This window comes from Marivivens sp. LCG002 (assembly GCF_030264275.1).
Lineage (GTDB): Bacteria > Pseudomonadota > Alphaproteobacteria > Rhodobacterales > Rhodobacteraceae > Marivivens.
Genome location: NZ_CP127165.1, coordinates 217,514 through 234,057 on the forward strand (window position 1 = coordinate 217,514; position 16,544 = coordinate 234,057).

General features: G+C 57.3%; 11 protein-coding genes. All 11 read left to right on the forward strand.

Features of this window, described 5'->3' with window-relative positions; translation table 11 throughout:
• The first annotated feature begins 227 nt into the window (after nucleotides 1-227).
• The 11 genes from rpoB to QQG91_RS01170 all read left to right on the forward strand — a co-directional run bounded on the left by rpoB (nucleotide 228) and on the right by QQG91_RS01170 (nucleotide 16,443).
• A complete protein-coding gene (rpoB, locus tag QQG91_RS01120) occupies nucleotides 228-4,367 on the forward strand; it encodes a DNA-directed RNA polymerase subunit beta (protein WP_285772297.1) in 4,140 nt (1,379 codons plus the stop codon).
• Between the two features lie 48 nt (nucleotides 4,368-4,415).
• Nucleotides 4,416-8,642, forward strand: a complete 4,227-nt coding sequence (gene rpoC, locus QQG91_RS01125) for a DNA-directed RNA polymerase subunit beta' (RefSeq protein WP_285771149.1) — start codon at nucleotides 4,416-4,418, stop codon at nucleotides 8,640-8,642.
• Between the two features lie 127 nt (nucleotides 8,643-8,769).
• Nucleotides 8,770-9,648, forward strand: coding sequence for a DMT family transporter (locus QQG91_RS01130; protein ID WP_285772298.1), 879 nt, complete (start codon nucleotides 8,770-8,772; stop codon nucleotides 9,646-9,648).
• Between the two features lie 268 nt (nucleotides 9,649-9,916).
• Complete coding sequence (gene rpsL / locus QQG91_RS01135) at nucleotides 9,917-10,288, forward strand: 30S ribosomal protein S12 (protein WP_285771150.1); 372 nt, start codon at nucleotides 9,917-9,919, stop codon at nucleotides 10,286-10,288.
• A gap of 12 nt (nucleotides 10,289-10,300) precedes the next feature.
• Nucleotides 10,301-10,771 (forward strand): 30S ribosomal protein S7, encoded by a 471-nt coding sequence (gene rpsG / locus QQG91_RS01140; protein WP_285771151.1) that lies wholly within the window; start codon nucleotides 10,301-10,303, stop codon nucleotides 10,769-10,771.
• A gap of 12 nt (nucleotides 10,772-10,783) precedes the next feature.
• Nucleotides 10,784-12,907 (forward strand): elongation factor G, encoded by a 2,124-nt coding sequence (gene fusA, locus QQG91_RS01145; protein ID WP_285771152.1) that lies wholly within the window; start codon nucleotides 10,784-10,786, stop codon nucleotides 12,905-12,907.
• Between the two features lie 92 nt (nucleotides 12,908-12,999).
• Nucleotides 13,000-14,175: an elongation factor Tu gene (tuf, locus tag QQG91_RS01150; protein WP_285771142.1), complete on the forward strand. Its 1,176-nt coding sequence runs from the start codon at nucleotides 13,000-13,002 to the stop codon at nucleotides 14,173-14,175.
• 307 nt (nucleotides 14,176-14,482) lie between these two features.
• A complete protein-coding gene (gene rpsJ, locus QQG91_RS01155) occupies nucleotides 14,483-14,794 on the forward strand; it encodes a 30S ribosomal protein S10 (RefSeq protein ID WP_285771153.1) in 312 nt (103 codons plus the stop codon).
• 11 nt (nucleotides 14,795-14,805) lie between these two features.
• On the forward strand, nucleotides 14,806-15,540 hold the full coding sequence (gene rplC / locus QQG91_RS01160; protein WP_285771154.1) for a 50S ribosomal protein L3: 735 nt from the start codon (nucleotides 14,806-14,808) through the stop codon (nucleotides 15,538-15,540).
• Nucleotides 15,530-16,150: a 50S ribosomal protein L4 gene (rplD, locus tag QQG91_RS01165; protein WP_285771155.1), complete on the forward strand. Its 621-nt coding sequence runs from the start codon at nucleotides 15,530-15,532 to the stop codon at nucleotides 16,148-16,150. Before rplC ends, rplD begins: the two co-directional genes overlap by 11 nt.
• Nucleotides 16,147-16,443 (forward strand): 50S ribosomal protein L23, encoded by a 297-nt coding sequence (locus QQG91_RS01170; RefSeq protein ID WP_285771156.1) that lies wholly within the window; start codon nucleotides 16,147-16,149, stop codon nucleotides 16,441-16,443. The genes rplD and QQG91_RS01170 overlap by 4 nt, the downstream gene beginning before the upstream one ends.
• Nucleotides 16,444-16,544 lie beyond the last annotated feature (101 nt).

Below are 16,544 nucleotides of genomic sequence, written 5' to 3' on the forward strand. Positions count from 1 at the left end.
GGGGCTCATCGAGCCTCGGGTTTCAAGGCTGGACTCGCGATTTGCGGGTCCAGCCGAACCTGTCTTAGCGGGAAGCATTCATTGCTTTCTCCTTGGGTAGGTTCCAAAGGTCGGGCGGTTCCCCTTGGGAAGGGAACCAAGAATAGACCGGAACGCCCCTCTCAGAAGGGTTTCATGTCGCGGCCCCGGCGACTTGGACCTGCAGAGATTGAAAGGTGATGACGCATATGGCTCAGTCCTTCCTAGGCCAGAAACGCTTGCGCAAGTATTACGGTAAAATCCGTGAAGTCCTTGAAATGCCGAACCTCATCGAGGTCCAGAAGTCGTCTTATGACCTCTTCCTGCGTTCCGGCGATGCAGAGCAGCCGCTTGACGGCGAAGGTATCAAGGGTGTTTTCCAATCGGTTTTCCCGATCAAGGATTTCAACGAAACCGCAGTGCTCGAGTTTGTGAAATACGAGCTTGAAAAGCCGAAATTCGACGTCGAAGAATGTATGCAGCGCGACTTGACCTATAGCGCGCCGCTCAAGGTGACCCTGCGTCTCATCGTGTTCGATGTCGACGAGGACACCGGCGCACGTTCGGTCAAAGACATCAAGGAACAAGACGTGTTCATGGGCGACATGCCCCTGATGACGCCGAACGGCACGTTCATCGTCAACGGCACCGAGCGCGTGATCGTGTCCCAGATGCACCGCTCGCCGGGCGTGTTCTTCGACCACGACAAGGGCAAGACCCATTCGTCGGGCAAGCTCCTGTTCGCTTGCCGTATCATTCCGTACCGCGGATCGTGGCTCGACTTCGAATTCGACGCCAAGGACCTCGTGTTCGCTCGTATCGACCGTCGCCGCAAACTGCCGGTTACGACGCTGCTCTATGCTCTCGGCATGGATCAGGAAGGCATCATGAATGCCTACTACGAGACTGTGAACTTCAGCCTCGACAAAAAGTCGAACTCCTGGGTCACCAAGTTCTTCCCCGAGCGCGTTCGTGGCACGCGCCCGACCTATGATCTTGTTGATGCAGCGACCGGCGAAGTTATCGCCAAGGCCGGCGAGAAGGTCACGCCTCGTGCTGTCAAGAAGCTGATCGACGAAGGTAAGGTCAAATCGCTTCTCGTTCCGTTCAATCACATTGTTGGCAAGTATGTCGCCCAGGACATCATCAACGAAGAGAACGGCGCGATCTATGTCGAAGCGGGTGACGAACTCACGGTCGAGATGGACAAGGACGGCACCCTCATCGGCGGCTCGATCAAAGAGCTTATGGATGCGGGCGTAACGGATATCCCGGTTCTCGACATCGACAACATCAACGTCGGTCCCTACATCCGCAGCACCATGGCGTCGGACAAGAACATGAACCGCGAAGGCGCGCTCATGGATATCTATCGCGTTATGCGTCCGGGTGAACCGCCGACGGTTGAAGCAGCATCGACCCTGTTCGATAGCCTGTTCTTCGACAGCGAGCGCTATGACCTTTCGGCTGTTGGTCGCGTCAAGATGAACATGCGTCTTGACCTCGATGCCGCCGATACCCAGCGCACCCTGCGTAACGAAGACATCGTGGCTTGCATCAAGGCACTGGTCGAGCTTCGCGACGGCAAAGGCGAAGTGGACGACATCGACCACCTCGGCAACCGTCGTGTCCGCTCTGTCGGCGAACTGATGGAAAACCAGTATCGCGTCGGTCTTCTGCGCATGGAGCGCGCGATCAAGGAGCGTATGTCCTCGGTCGAGATCGACACCGTGATGCCGCAGGATCTGATCAACGCAAAGCCGGCTGCTGCCGCTGTGCGCGAATTCTTCGGTTCGTCGCAGCTTTCGCAGTTCATGGACCAAACCAACCCGCTTTCCGAAGTCACGCACAAGCGTCGTCTTTCGGCTCTCGGGCCGGGCGGTCTGACCCGCGAGCGCGCAGGCTTCGAAGTCCGCGACGTTCACCCGACCCACTATGGCCGTATGTGCCCGATCGAGACGCCGGAAGGTCCGAACATCGGTCTGATCAACTCGCTCGCTACTTTTGCGCGCGTGAACAAATACGGCTTTATCGAAACCCCGTATCGCAAGGTTATCGACGGTAAGGTCACGGATGAAGTGTCCTATATGTCGGCCACCGAAGAGATGCGTCACACTGTGGCTCAGGCCAACGCTACCCTCGACGAGGGCGGCAACTTTGTGAACGAGTTCGTCTCGACGCGTCAGTCGGGTGAATACACCCTCGCTCCGCGCGAGTCGGTCGACCTCATCGACGTCTCGCCGAAGCAGCTTGTTTCGGTCGCAGCATCGCTTATCCCGTTCCTTGAGAACGACGACGCTAACCGCGCTCTTATGGGCTCGAACATGCAACGTCAGGCTGTTCCGCTTCTCCAAGCGACCGCGCCGCTCGTCGGCACCGGTATCGAAGGCGTTGTGGCACGCGACTCGGGCGCTGCGATCATGGCAAAGCGTGCCGGTATCATCGACCAGGTCGATGCAACCCGTATCGTTGTGCGCGCGACTGAAGATCTCGAAGTCGGCGATCCCGGCGTTGACATCTATCGTCTGCGCAAGTTCCAGCGTTCGAACCAGAACACCTGTATCAACCAGCGCCCGCTGGTGAAGGTGGGTGACACCGTCGGCAAAGGCGAAGTCATCGCCGATGGTCCCTCGACCGATATGGGCGAACTCGCACTCGGTAAGAACGTCATCGTCGCGTTCATGCCTTGGAACGGTTATAACTACGAAGACTCCATCCTGATCTCCGAGCGTATCGTGCGCGACGACGTCTTCACCTCGATCCACATCGAGGAATTCGAAGTCGCCGCCCGTGACACCAAGCTCGGGCCGGAAGAAATCACTCGCGATATCCCGAACGTCGGTGAAGAAGCGCTGCGCAACCTCGACGAGGCCGGCATCGTTTACATCGGTGCCGAGGTAGGGCCGGGCGACATTCTCGTTGGTAAGATCACGCCCAAGGGCGAAAGCCCGATGACGCCGGAAGAGAAACTCCTCCGCGCCATCTTCGGTGAAAAGGCATCGGACGTTCGCGACACCTCGCTCCGTCTGCCGCCGGGTGACTTCGGCACCATCGTAGAAGTTCGCGTCTTCAACCGTCACGGCGTCGAAAAGGACGAACGTGCGCTCCAGATCGAGCGTGAAGAAGTAGAGCGTCTGTCGCGCGACCGCGACGACGAGCTCGCGATCCTCGACCGCAACATCTATGCCCGTCTCAAGACCATGATCATGGGCAAAGAAGTTGTTAAGGGCCCCAAAGGTCTCAAGGCCGGCACCATTGTTACCGACGAAGTTCTGGGTGAACTGAGCCGTGGTCAGTGGTGGCAGCTTGCTCTCAAGGACGAAGACGATGCGAAAATCGTCGAAGCCCTCAACGAGCAGTACGAGATCCAGAAGCGCGCCCTTGATGCACGTTTCGAAGACAAGGTCGAAAAAGTCCGCCGTGGCGACGATCTTCCTCCGGGCGTCATGAAGATGGTCAAAGTCTTTGTTGCCGTGAAGCGCAAGCTTCAGCCGGGCGACAAGATGGCGGGTCGTCACGGGAACAAGGGTGTTATTTCCAAGGTTGTACCGATGGAAGACATGCCGTTCCTTGCCGACGGTACGCCGGTTGACTTCGTTCTGAACCCGCTCGGCGTGCCCTCGCGTATGAACGTCGGTCAGATCCTTGAAACCCATATGGGTTGGGCGTCGCGTGGTCTGGGTGCCCAGATCGGTGATGCGCTGGAAGAATACCGTCGTTCGGGCGATCTCACTCCGGTTCGTGATGCACTCAAGATCGCATACGGTCCCGAGGTCTATGAAGAAGGCTTTGCCGATCAGGACGAAGACATGCTTGTCGAGATGGCGGGTAACGTCACTCACGGTGTTCCGATCGCAACGCCCGTCTTCGACGGTGCCAAGGAAGGCGACGTCAACGACGCGCTCAAGCGAGCCGGTCTCGACGAGTCCGGTCAGTCGATCCTCTTCGACGGCCGCACCGGCGAGCAGTTCGCGCGTCCCGTGACCGTTGGTGTGAAGTATCTTCTGAAACTGCACCACCTCGTCGACGACAAGATCCACGCTCGTTCGACCGGACCGTACTCGCTCGTCACCCAGCAGCCGCTCGGTGGTAAGGCGCAGTTCGGCGGCCAGCGCTTCGGGGAAATGGAAGTCTGGGCTCTTGAAGCCTATGGCGCCGCCTACACCCTGCAGGAAATGCTGACCGTGAAGTCGGATGACGTCGCAGGCCGTACCAAGGTCTACGAGTCGATCGTCAAGGGCGAGGACAACTTCGAAGCCGGCGTGCCGGAATCGTTCAACGTTCTCGTCAAAGAAGTTCGGGGCCTCGGCCTCAATATGGAACTCCTGGATGCGGAGGACGATGAGTGAGGCGTTCGCGCCTCACCCAAGTCTCCCTCTGAAATGTAAGGACATCCGATGAACCAGGAACTGACCAACAACCCGTTTAATCCGCTTACGCCGGCAAAAGCTTTTGACGAGATCAAAGTTTCGCTTGCCTCGCCCGAGCGCATTCTTTCGTGGTCCTACGGCGAAATCAAAAAGCCGGAAACCATCAACTATCGTACGTTCAAGCCCGAGCGTGACGGTCTCTTCTGTGCGCGTATCTTTGGCCCGATCAAAGACTACGAATGCCTTTGCGGCAAATACAAGCGCATGAAGTACCGCGGCGTCGTCTGTGAAAAGTGCGGCGTTGAAGTAACTCTCCAGAAAGTGCGCCGCGAGCGCATGGGCCACATCGAGCTTGCTGCTCCTGTCGCTCACATCTGGTTCCTCAAGTCGCTCCCGAGCCGGATCGGTCTCATGCTCGACATGACCCTCCGTGATCTCGAGCGTATTCTCTACTTCGAAAACTACGTTGTGATCGAGCCGGGTCTCACCGACCTGAGCTATGGCCAGCTGATGACCGAAGAGGAATTCCTCGACGCTCAGGACACCTACGGCATGGACGCCTTCACCGCCAACATCGGCGCTGAAGCGATCCGCGAAATGCTGTCGATGATCGATCTTGAAGCCACCGCCGAGCAGCTCCGCGAGGAACTCAAGGAAGCAACCGGCGAACTCAAGCCCAAGAAGATCATCAAGCGTCTCAAGATCGTCGAGAATTTCATTGAATCCGGCAACCGTCCGGAATGGATGATCCTCACCGTGATCCCCGTGATCCCGCCGGAACTGCGTCCGCTCGTTCCGCTGGACGGCGGCCGTTTTGCGACGTCGGATCTCAACGACCTCTATCGTCGTGTGATCAACCGTAACAACCGTCTCAAGCGTCTGATCGAACTTCGTGCGCCCGATATCATCGTGCGTAACGAAAAGCGTATGCTTCAGGAATCCGTTGATGCGCTGTTCGACAACGGTCGTCGTGGCCGCGTCATCACCGGCGCGAACAAGCGTCCGCTCAAGTCGCTCTCTGACATGCTCAAGGGTAAGCAGGGTCGCTTCCGTCAGAACCTTCTGGGTAAGCGCGTCGACTTCTCCGGCCGTTCGGTTATCGTAACGGGTCCTGAACTCAAGTTGCACCAGTGCGGTCTTCCCAAGAAGATGGCGCTCGAACTCTTCAAGCCGTTCATCTACTCGCGTCTCGAAGCCAAAGGTCTTTCGAGCACTGTGAAGCAGGCGAAGAAGCTTGTTGAAAAAGAGCGTCCCGAAGTTTGGGATATCCTCGACGAAGTGATCCGCGAACACCCCGTCATGCTGAACCGTGCACCGACGCTGCACCGTCTCGGCATTCAGGCGTTCGAACCCACTCTGATCGAAGGCAAGGCAATCCAGCTTCACCCGCTCGTTTGTTCGGCATTCAACGCCGACTTCGACGGTGACCAGATGGCTGTGCACGTTCCGCTCTCGCTGGAAGCCCAGCTTGAAGCACGCGTGCTCATGATGTCGACCAACAACGTTCTTTCGCCCGCAAACGGCGCGCCGATCATCGTTCCTTCGCAGGATATGATCTTGGGTCTGTACTATACGACCATCCAGCGCGACGGCATGAAAGGCGAGGGCATGTCCTTCGCGACCCTCGACGAGATCGAGCACGCACTTGCTGCCGGTGAAGTCCACCTGCACGCCAAGATCACTGCGCGCATCAAGCAGATCGACGACGAAGGGAACGAGGTTATCAAGCGCGTTGAAACCACGCCGGGCCGTCTGCGTCTCGGGTCGCTTCTTCCGCTCAACGCCAAAGCTCCTTTCGAGCTCGTCAACCGTCTGCTTCGCAAGAAGGAAGTGCAGCAGGTCATCGACACCGTCTACCGTTATTGCGGTCAGAAAGAGTCGGTCATCTTCTGTGACCAGATCATGTCCATGGGCTTCAAAGAAGCCTTCCGCGCCGGTATCTCCTTCGGCAAGGACGACATGGTTGTTCCGGATGCCAAGTGGGAACTCGTTGAAGAGACCCGCGAGCAGGTCAAGGACTTTGAACAGCAGTACATGGACGGTCTGATCACTCAGGGCGAAAAGTACAACAAAGTCGTCGACGCCTGGTCGAAGTGTAACGACAAAGTCACCGAAGCCATGATGTCCACCATCTCGGCTGAAAAGCGCGACGAGAATGGCGCCGTCAAGGAACCGAACTCGGTTTACATGATGGCTCACTCCGGTGCGCGTGGCTCGGTCACCCAGATGAAGCAGCTTGGCGGTATGCGCGGTCTTATGGCCAAGCCGTCGGGCGAGATCATCGAAACACCGATCATCTCGAACTTTAAAGAAGGTCTGACCGTTCTCGAGTACTTCAACTCGACCCACGGTGCCCGTAAGGGTCTGTCGGATACCGCTCTGAAGACCGCGAACTCGGGTTACCTGACCCGTCGTCTCGTGGACGTTGCTCAGGACTGCATCGTGCGTTCGCATGATTGTGGAACCGACAAGGCGATTACCGCAGAAGCCGCTGTCAACGACGGTGAAGTCATCGTTTCGCTCGCTGAACGCGTTCTGGGCCGTGTTTCGGCTGATGACGTGCTCAAGCCGGGCACCGACGAGGTCATCGTTGCCGCCGGTGAACTGATCGACGAACGTCGCGCAGATCTCATCGACGCAGCCAACGTTGCCAAGATGCGCATCCGCAGCCCGCTCACCTGTGAGGCTGATGATGGCGTCTGCGCAATGTGCTATGGTCGTGACCTCGCACGCGGTACGCTTGTAAACCAGGGCGAAGCTGTCGGTATCATCGCCGCCCAGTCGATCGGTGAACCCGGAACCCAGCTGACCATGCGTACGTTCCACATCGGCGGCGTTGCACAGGGTGGCCAGCAGTCGTTCCTCGAAGCTTCGGCAGCAGGTACGGTCGAGTTCCGGAACGCATCGATCATCTCGAACGCCAACGGCGATCAGATCGTTATGGGCCGTAACATGGTTCTCGCGATCATCGATGAGAACGGTGAAGAGCGCGCTCAGCACAAGGTCGGTTACGGCTCCAAGGTCTTCCTCAAGGATGGCGCTTCGATCAACCGCGGCGACAAGATGTTCGAATGGGACCCCTATACCCTCCCGATCATCGCCGAAAAGGGCGGTAAGGTTCGCTTTGTCGATCTCGTGAACGGCATCGCCGTTCGTGAAGAGACCGACGATGCAACGGGTATGACCCAGCGTATCGTATCCGACTGGCGTTCTGTGCCGCGCGGTAGCGATCTCAAGCCCGAGATCATCGTTGTCGGTGAAGATGGCGAGCCTGTCCGCAAGGATGACGGCAACCCTGTGACCTATCCGATGTCCGTAGACGCCATTCTCTCGGTTGAGGACGGTCAGGACATTCAGGCCGGTGACGTTGTTGCCCGTATCCCGCGTGAAGGCGCCAAGACCAAGGACATCACCGGTGGTTTGCCCCGCGTTGCTGAACTCTTTGAAGCCCGTCGTCCGAAGGACCACGCTATCATCGCAGAGATCGATGGCTATGTCCGCTTCGGCAAGGACTACAAGAACAAGCGCCGTATCACGATCGAGTCGTCCGAGAATGCGGACATCAAGGTCGAGTACATGGTGCCCAAAGGGAAGCACATCCCTGTTCAGGAAGGCGACTTCGTCCAGAAGGGCGATTACATCATGGACGGCAACCCCGCGCCGCATGACATCCTTGCGATCATGGGTGTAGAAGCGCTGGCTGACTACATGATCAACGAGGTTCAGGACGTTTACCGTCTTCAGGGCGTGAAGATTAACGATAAGCACATCGAAGTTATCGTTCGCCAGATGCTCCAGAAGTGGGAAATCCAGGACTCGGGCGACACCACGCTGCTCAAGGGCGAAACCGTTGACAAAGTCGAGTTCGACGAAGCCAACGAAAAGGCAATGGCACGCGGCGGCCGTCCGGCAACGGGCGAACCGATCCTCCTTGGTATCACCAAGGCGTCGCTCCAGACCCGTTCGTTCATCTCGGCTGCGTCGTTCCAGGAAACCACCCGTGTGCTCACCGAAGCGTCGGTTCAGGGCAAGCGCGACAAACTTGTCGGTCTCAAAGAGAACGTCATCGTGGGTCGTCTTATCCCCGCCGGTACAGGTGGCGCGACGAGCAAGGTTCGCCGCATCGCCCAAGAGCGCGACAATGTCGTTCTCGAAGCGCGCCGCGAAGAAGCAGAAGCCGCAGTGGCTCTCGCTGCTCCGTCGGCAAGCCAGGATATGTCTTTCTCGGACATTCCCGAGAGCCGCGACGAGTAATCCGAGCGACATACAAATAAAAAGAGGCCCCCGATTTCGGGGGCCTTTTTGTTTACTGTGTGGATTTGATCTAGCAAGCGTCAATGCCGCTTGATACCGATGGCTTATGATCAAATTATCCGACAACATGCGTGGCGCTGTCCTGATGTCTATCGCAATGGTGGCTTTCACCATCAACGATACATGCATCAAGATACTGGGTGAAAAGCTCGCCCTCTCGCAGATCATCGCCATGCGCGGTGTGGTTGTGACGATGGCCATGGTGGCGCTGGCCGCGCATCAAGGACACCTGCGGTTCGATCTTCCGCGTCGGGAATGGAAGCTGATTTCTCTCCGCAGTTTTGCAGAGCTTGCTGCCGCGCTCTTGTTCCTTCCGGCTCTTTTCAAAATGTCGATCGCAAATGCGAGCGCGATCATGCAGTCGCTTCCACTGGCTGTGACACTTGGAGGAGCGCTTTTCTTCAAAGAAGCAGTAGGATGGAAGCGGATGATCGCAATCGTCATCGGCTTCATCGGGGTCATGATGATCATTCAGCCGGGTGGGGAAGACTTCAATATCTATTCCCTTTTGGTCGTCGCCACGGTAATCACGGTTGCCGTCCGTGATCTTTGCTCGCGCCAGTTGGATCGCTCGACGCCTTCGCTTCTTGCGGCGACGGCCGGAGCCGCGGCTGTTGCGGTGTTCGGTCTGATCATGCTCCCGTTCTACGAGATCAAGGCGCTTTCGCTAACAGACGTATTTCTTCTGGCAACGTCATGCGGATCGGTCATCGTCGGATATGTTCTGGCCGTCAGCGCTATGAGAATGGGTGAAATCGCGATTGTCGCACCCTTCAGATATGTGTCCTTGATTGCAGCTCTGATCGTCGGGGTTCTGGTCTTTGGACGGATTCCGAACGGGCTTGCTCTATGCGGTGCGGGCGTTGTGGTTGCGACAGGGCTCTTTACGCTCTATCGCGAACACAAATTGCGCCAGCGTATTGCGGCAAAGACTCTGCCGCATTGACCACTGGCTGTTGACAGGCCCTCCGACTCCCCCTATAGGCCCACTCATCCGGGTCGGGCGTAGTCCGCCTTTACCCGCATATCAGAGCTGAAGTGGACATGAACCGGGCTACTATTGCCTTGTTCCTCTGGAAACGCACCGCACCAAACCTCCGGTAAGGGTTTGACTGCGGAATTTTTGTGCTGTTTGCGGACGCGCTTTCAGCATGTGTCGATAACCGCGGACCTACGGGGCCGCTACACTAGTGTAGGATAGGGAACAAAGCCCAATGCCAACGATCCAGCAGCTGATCCGCAAACCGCGGCAGCCCAAAGTCACCAAGTCCAAGTCGCAGCACCTTGAACAGTGCCCGCAGAAGCGTGGTGTTTGCACCCGCGTATACACCACCACCCCCAAGAAGCCGAACTCCGCTATGCGTAAGGTTGCCAAGGTGCGCCTGACCAACGGTTTCGAAGTCATCTCTTACATCCCCGGTGAAAGCCATAACCTTCAGGAACACTCTGTGGTTCTGATCCGTGGCGGCCGTGTAAAAGACCTTCCGGGCGTTCGCTACCACATCCTGCGTGGTGTGCTCGATACCCAGGGTGTCAAGAACCGTAAGCAGCGTCGTTCGAAGTACGGCGCCAAGCGTCCGAAGTAAGGAGAGACCGCAATGTCGCGTCGTCACGCCGCTGAAAAACGTGAAATTCTACCTGACGCCAAGTATGGCGATCGCGTAGTTTCCAAATTCATGAACAACCTGATGGTCGATGGTAAAAAATCGGTCGCAGAAAAAATCGTCTACAACGCATTTGATCGCGTTGAAGGCAAGCTCAAGCGCGCACCTGTTGAAGTGTTCCACGAAGCACTCGACAACGTGAAGCCCTCCGTCGAAGTTCGTTCGCGCCGCGTTGGTGGTGCAACCTACCAGGTTCCGGTTGAAGTGCGTCCCGAGCGCCGTGAAGCCCTTGCTATCCGCTGGGTTATCGCTGCTGCGAAGAACCGCAACGAAAACACCATGGAAGAGCGTCTTGCTGGCGAACTCCTTGACGCGGTAAACGGCCGCGGCACTGCAGTTAAGAAGCGTGAAGACACCCACAAGATGGCCGACGCGAACAAAGCGTTCAGCCACTATCGCTGGTAAGGAGTCTTACACATGGCACGCGAATATCCGCTTACGCGATATCGTAACTTCGGCATCATGGCCCACATCGATGCCGGCAAGACCACCACGACCGAGCGTATCCTCTACTACACCGGCAAGTCCCACAAGATCGGCGAAGTCCACGACGGCGCCGCTACCATGGACTGGATGGAGCAGGAGCAGGAACGCGGTATCACGATCACTTCGGCTGCTACGACCACGTTCTGGCAGCGTCAGGAAGATCCGACCGAAGAAGGCACCTCGGACACCAAATACCGTTTCAACATCATCGACACTCCCGGCCACGTTGACTTCACCATCGAAGTTGAACGTTCGCTCGCAGTTCTCGACGGTGCTGTCTGTCTTCTCGACGCCAACGCCGGCGTAGAGCCCCAGACCGAAACCGTTTGGCGCCAGGCCGACCGTTACAAGGTTCCCCGTATCGTGTTCGTCAACAAGATGGACAAGATCGGCGCCGACTACTTCAACTGCGTCAAGATGATCAAAGATCGTACCGGCGGCCTCCCTTGCCCGATCGCTCTTCCGATCGGCGCAGAAGACAAGCTCGAAGGCATCATCGACCTCATCAAGATGGAAGAGTGGGTTTGGAAGGGTGAAGACCTCGGCGCAAGCTGGGTTCGTCAACCGATCCGTGCCGATCTCGCCGATCTCGCCGACGAGTGGCGCGCCAACATGATCGAGCTTGCCGTCGAGCAAGACGATGATGCTATGGAAGCCTACCTCGAAGGCAACGAGCCGGATGAAGCAACGCTTCGCAAGCTGATCCGTAAGGGCACCCTGTCGCTTTCGTTCTTCCCGGTCCTCGCTGGCTCGGCATTCAAGAACAAAGGCGTTCAGCCGCTACTCAACGCTGTTATCGACTTCCTGCCTGCTCCGATCGACGTTCCGACGTTGATGGGCTTCTCGCCGGATGACGAAACCGAAGAGCGTAACCTCCCGCGTAACGCTTCTGACGAAGATCCGTTCTCGTCGCTCGCGTTCAAGATCATGAACGACCCCTTCGTCGGTTCGCTCACCTTCACCCGTATCTACTCGGGCGTTCTCAAAAAGGGTGATGCAATCGTCAACTCGACCAAAGGCAAGCGTGAGCGCGTCGGTCGTATGATGATGATGCATTCGAACAACCGTGAGGAAATCGAAGAAGCATTTGCTGGCGACATCATCGCGCTTGCAGGCCTCAAAGAGACCACCACCGGTGATACTCTTTGCGATCCGAACAAGCAGGTTGTTCTCGAAACCATGACCTTCCCGGAACCGGTTATCGAAATCGCCGTAGAACCCAAGTCCAAAGCCGACCAGGAAAAGATGGGCCTCGCGCTCGCTCGTCTGGCAGCAGAAGACCCGTCGTTCCGCGTCGAAACCAACTTCGAATCCGGCCAGACCATCATGAAGGGCATGGGCGAACTTCACCTCGACATTCTCGTTGATCGTATGAAGCGCGAATTCAAGGTTGAAGCGAACATCGGTGCTCCGCAGGTGGCTTACCGTGAAACCATCTCGAAGCCGGCAGAAATCGACTATACCCACAAGAAGCAGTCCGGTGGTACCGGACAGTTCGCTCGTGTGAAGCTCGAGATCCAGCCGACCCAACCGGGCGAAGGTTACTCCTTCGAGAGCCGCATCGTTGGTGGTGCTGTTCCCAAGGAATACGTTCCCGGCGTCGAAAAAGGCATCAAGTCCGTTATGGACTCGGGCCCGCTCGCTGGCTTCCCGGTTATCGACTTCAAAGTTGCCCTCATTGACGGTGCATTCCACGACGTCGACTCCTCGGTTCTCGCCTTCGAAATCGCGACCCGTGCTGCAATGCGTGAAGGCCTCAAGAAGGCCGGCGCAAAGCTGCTCGAGCCCGTGATGAAAGTCGAAGTCGTAACGCCGGAAGAGTACACCGGTGGCATCATCGGCGACCTTACCTCCCGTCGTGGTATGGTTCAGGGTCAGGACAGCCGTGGTAACGCCAACGTCATCTCGGCAATGGTTCCGCTCGCGAACATGTTCGGCTACATCAACACTCTTCGTTCGATGTCGTCGGGTCGTGCAGTCTTCTCGATGGTCTTCGACCACTACGATGCTGTGCCGCAGAACCTCTCTGAAGAAATTCAGAAGAAATACGCCTAATTCCCAGCGGTGCGCGGGTGACCGCGCACCCTACACACTAACCGTAGGGTGTGTCTCGGGCACACCGTTGAATGAAAGAAAAGGAGCCTCCAATGGCTAAGGAAAAGTTTGAACGTTCCAAACCGCACGTCAACATCGGCACGATTGGCCACGTTGACCACGGCAAGACCACTCTGACCGCTGCAATCACCAAGTACTTTGGTGACTTCCGCGCATACGACCAGATCGACGGCGCACCGGAAGAGAAAGCTCGCGGCATCACGATTTCGACCGCACACGTCGAGTACGAGACCGAAGGCCGTCACTACGCCCACGTCGACTGCCCCGGCCACGCTGACTATGTTAAGAACATGATCACGGGTGCTGCGCAGATGGACGGCGCGATCCTCGTTGTGAACGCAGCTGACGGCCCGATGCCGCAGACCCGCGAGCACATCCTTCTCGGCCGTCAGGTAGGCATCCCCTACATGGTCGTTTACATGAACAAGGTTGACCAGGTTGACGACGAGGAACTCCTCGAGCTCGTCGAAATGGAAATCCGTGAACTTCTGTCGTCCTACGACTACCCCGGTGACGATATTCCGATCGTCAAGGGTTCGGCACTTGCCGCTATGGAAGGCCGTGATCCCGAGATCGGCGAGAGCTCGATCCGCGCTCTGATGGAAGCTGTCGACAGCTACATCCCGACCCCGGCACGTGCAGTTGACCTGCCGTTCCTGATGCCGATCGAAGACGTGTTCTCGATCTCGGGCCGTGGTACTGTTGTGACCGGTCGTGTTGAGCGCGGCGTGATCAACGTTGGCGACTCGATCGAAATCGTTGGTATCCGCGACACCAAGACCACGACCTGTACCGGCGTTGAAATGTTCCGCAAGCTGCTTGACCGCGGTGAAGCCGGCGACAACATCGGCGCGCTGCTTCGCGGTGTTGACCGTGACGGCGTTGAGCGTGGCCAGGTTCTCTGCAAGCCCGGTTCGGTCAAGCCGCACACCAAGTTCGAAGCTGAGGCCTACATCCTCACCAAGGAAGAAGGCGGTCGTCACACCCCGTTCTTCGCGAACTACCGTCCGCAGTTCTACTTCCGCACCACCGACGTCACCGGCACGGTAATCCTGCCGGAAGGCACCGAGATGGTGATGCCGGGCGACAACCTCAAGTTCAACGTTGAGCTGATCGCACCGATCGCTATGGAAGACGGTCTTCGCTTCGCTATCCGCGAAGGCGGCCGCACCGTAGGCGCAGGCGTCGTATCGAAGATCGTCGAGTAATCGACACCTTCACGCCAAATCGAAAGGGTCGCCAATAGGCGGCCCTTTTGCTTTTAATAGAAGAGGCTCAAACCTCTCTTTTAGATAGCTTTGGAACAGTTGGAATCATGCATGTTTTCAAGGGCCTGGACGGTCGTTGAAAATAGGTGCGATTCACCCTTGCCACACAGGGTTTCGGCCTGTATGTCGCGCGGGTTCGTTCTATTGCGAACACCTGAGTAGGGATTCGTTCCTGCTCGAGGTTCGATGTGGGGGCGCAATGGTGCTGCCTCGACCTCTCAACCGTAAGCCGCGAAAGGCAATGAATATGGCACAAAGCCAAAACATTCGCATTCGGCTGAAAGCTTTCGATTACCGCGTTCTGGATGCGTCCACCGCTGAGATCGTAAGCACCGCGAAGCGTACCGGCGCCTCTGTGCGTGGTCCGATTCCGCTGCCGAACAAGATCGAGAAATTCACCGTTCTCCGTGGTCCGCACATCGACAAGAAGTCGCGCGACCAGTTCGAGATCCGTACGCACAAGCGTCTCCTTGATATCGTTGATCCGACCCCCCAGACCGTTGACGCGCTCATGAAGCTCGACCTCGCCGCTGGTGTGGACGTCGAGATCAAAGTTTGAGGAGGCTTCCTATGCTGCGTTCTGGCGTAATCGCTAAAAAAATCGGCATGACCCGCCTGTTCATGGAAGACGGCAAGCAGGTTCCTGTGACCGTTCTCCAGCTCGACAACCTTCAGGTTGTTGCTCAGCGCACTGTTGAGAAGGACGGCTACACCGCTGTTCAGCTCGGCGCTGGCACTGCCAAGGCAAAGCGCACCTCGCAGGCTATGCGTGGTCACTTTGCTGCTGCTAAGGTTGAACCGAAGCGCAAAGTTGCTGAATTCCGCGTGTCCCCCGAGAACCTCATCGCCGTTGGCGAAGAGATCATCGCTGATCACTACTTCACCGGTCAGTTCGTCGACGTTTCGGGCGTTTCCATCGGTAAAGGTTTTGCCGGTGTTATGAAGCGTCACAACTTCGGCGGTCTGCGTGCATCGCACGGTGTGTCCGTATCGCACCGTTCGCACGGTTCGGTCGGTCAGTGTCAGGATCCGGGCCGTATCTTCAAAGGTAAGAAGATGGCCGGTCACATGGGTGCTGCCCGTGTAACCACCCAAAACCTTCAGGTTGTCAAAACGGACGCCGACCGTGGTCTTATCATGGTCAAGGGCGCTGTTCCGGGCTCCAAAGGTGGCTGGGTCACGATCAAGGATGCCGTCAAGAAGCCGCTCTCCGAGAACGTTGTGTTCCCGGCTGCGCTCAAGTCGGCTGTGAAAGAGGCTCCGGCTGTAGAAGCCGCTGAAGGAGGCGAAAACAATGAAGGCTGATGCGATCAACTTTGATGGCAAAGCTGCAGGTTCCGTCGAACTGAACGACGAAATCTTCGGTCTTGAGCCCCGCGCCGACATTCTTCACCGCGTCGTTCGCTGGCAGCGCGCTCGCGCCCAGCAGGGCACCCACTCGACCCTCGGTCGTTCGGAAGTGTCCTACTCGACCAAGAAGATCTATCGCCAGAAGGGCACCGGTGGCGCACGTCACGGTTCCAAGAAGGCTCCGATCTTCCGTCACGGTGGTATCTACAAAGGCCCGACCCCGCGTTCGCACGAGCACGACCTGACCAAGAAGTTCCGTAAGCTTGGCCTCCGCCACGCTCTTTCGGCAAAGGTCAAGGCCGGTGAACTCGTCGTTATCGACGCAGCCGAGATCAAAGAAGTCAAAACTTCGGTTCTGGCGAAGCAAGTTGCCAACCTCGGTTGGAAGCGCGCTCTGATCATCGACGGCGCTTCGGTCAACGAAGATTTCGCACGTGCTGCTCGCAACCTGCAAAACCTGGACGTTCTGCCCTCCGTTGGCGCCAACGTCTATGACATCCTCCGCAGTGACACTCTCGTGCTCACCAAGGCTGGTGTCGAAGCACTGGAGGCTCGTCTGAAATGAGCGCTAAAGCAGAACACTACGATGTGATCCGCAAGCCGATCGTCACCGAGAAGGCAACCATGGCATCCGAGAACGGTGCAGTTGTTTTCGAAGTTGCAATCGATGCGAACAAGCCGCAGATCAAAGAAGCTGTTGAAGCTCTCTTTGGTGTTAAGGTGAAGGCAGTGAACACTGTTGTCACCAAGGGCAAGGTCAAGCGTTTCCGCGGTACCCTCGGTACCCGCAAGGACGTCAAGAAGGCCTATGTCACCCTTGCTGAGGGTAACACCATCGACGTGACCACCGGTCTCTAATCTGTCGATTTCGATCTTGGAAACGCCGGCGCAGGAAACTGCGCCGGCGTTTTCGTTTGTCGGGCGAAGAACTTTGGGGCAGGGTGGGGTTATAGGAGCCG

Bases quoted from the DNA above. Each gene is read 5' to 3' on its own strand.
- rpoB (WP_285772297.1), top strand. From the start codon at position 228: ATGGCTCAGTCCTTCCTAGGCCAGAAACGCTTGCGCAAGTATTACGGT.
- rpoC (WP_285771149.1), top strand. From the start codon at position 4,416: ATGAACCAGGAACTGACCAACAACCCGTTTAATCCGCTTACGCCGGCA.
- QQG91_RS01130 (WP_285772298.1), top strand. From the start codon at position 8,770: ATGCGTGGCGCTGTCCTGATGTCTATCGCAATGGTGGCTTTCACCATC.
- rpsL (WP_285771150.1), top strand. From the start codon at position 9,917: ATGCCAACGATCCAGCAGCTGATCCGCAAACCGCGGCAGCCCAAAGTC.
- rpsG (WP_285771151.1), top strand. From the start codon at position 10,301: ATGTCGCGTCGTCACGCCGCTGAAAAACGTGAAATTCTACCTGACGCC.
- fusA (WP_285771152.1), top strand. From the start codon at position 10,784: ATGGCACGCGAATATCCGCTTACGCGATATCGTAACTTCGGCATCATG.
- tuf (WP_285771142.1), top strand. From the start codon at position 13,000: ATGGCTAAGGAAAAGTTTGAACGTTCCAAACCGCACGTCAACATCGGC.
- rpsJ (WP_285771153.1), top strand. From the start codon at position 14,483: ATGGCACAAAGCCAAAACATTCGCATTCGGCTGAAAGCTTTCGATTAC.
- rplC (WP_285771154.1), top strand. From the start codon at position 14,806: ATGCTGCGTTCTGGCGTAATCGCTAAAAAAATCGGCATGACCCGCCTG.
- rplD (WP_285771155.1), top strand. From the start codon at position 15,530: ATGAAGGCTGATGCGATCAACTTTGATGGCAAAGCTGCAGGTTCCGTC.
- QQG91_RS01170 (WP_285771156.1), top strand. From the start codon at position 16,147: ATGAGCGCTAAAGCAGAACACTACGATGTGATCCGCAAGCCGATCGTC.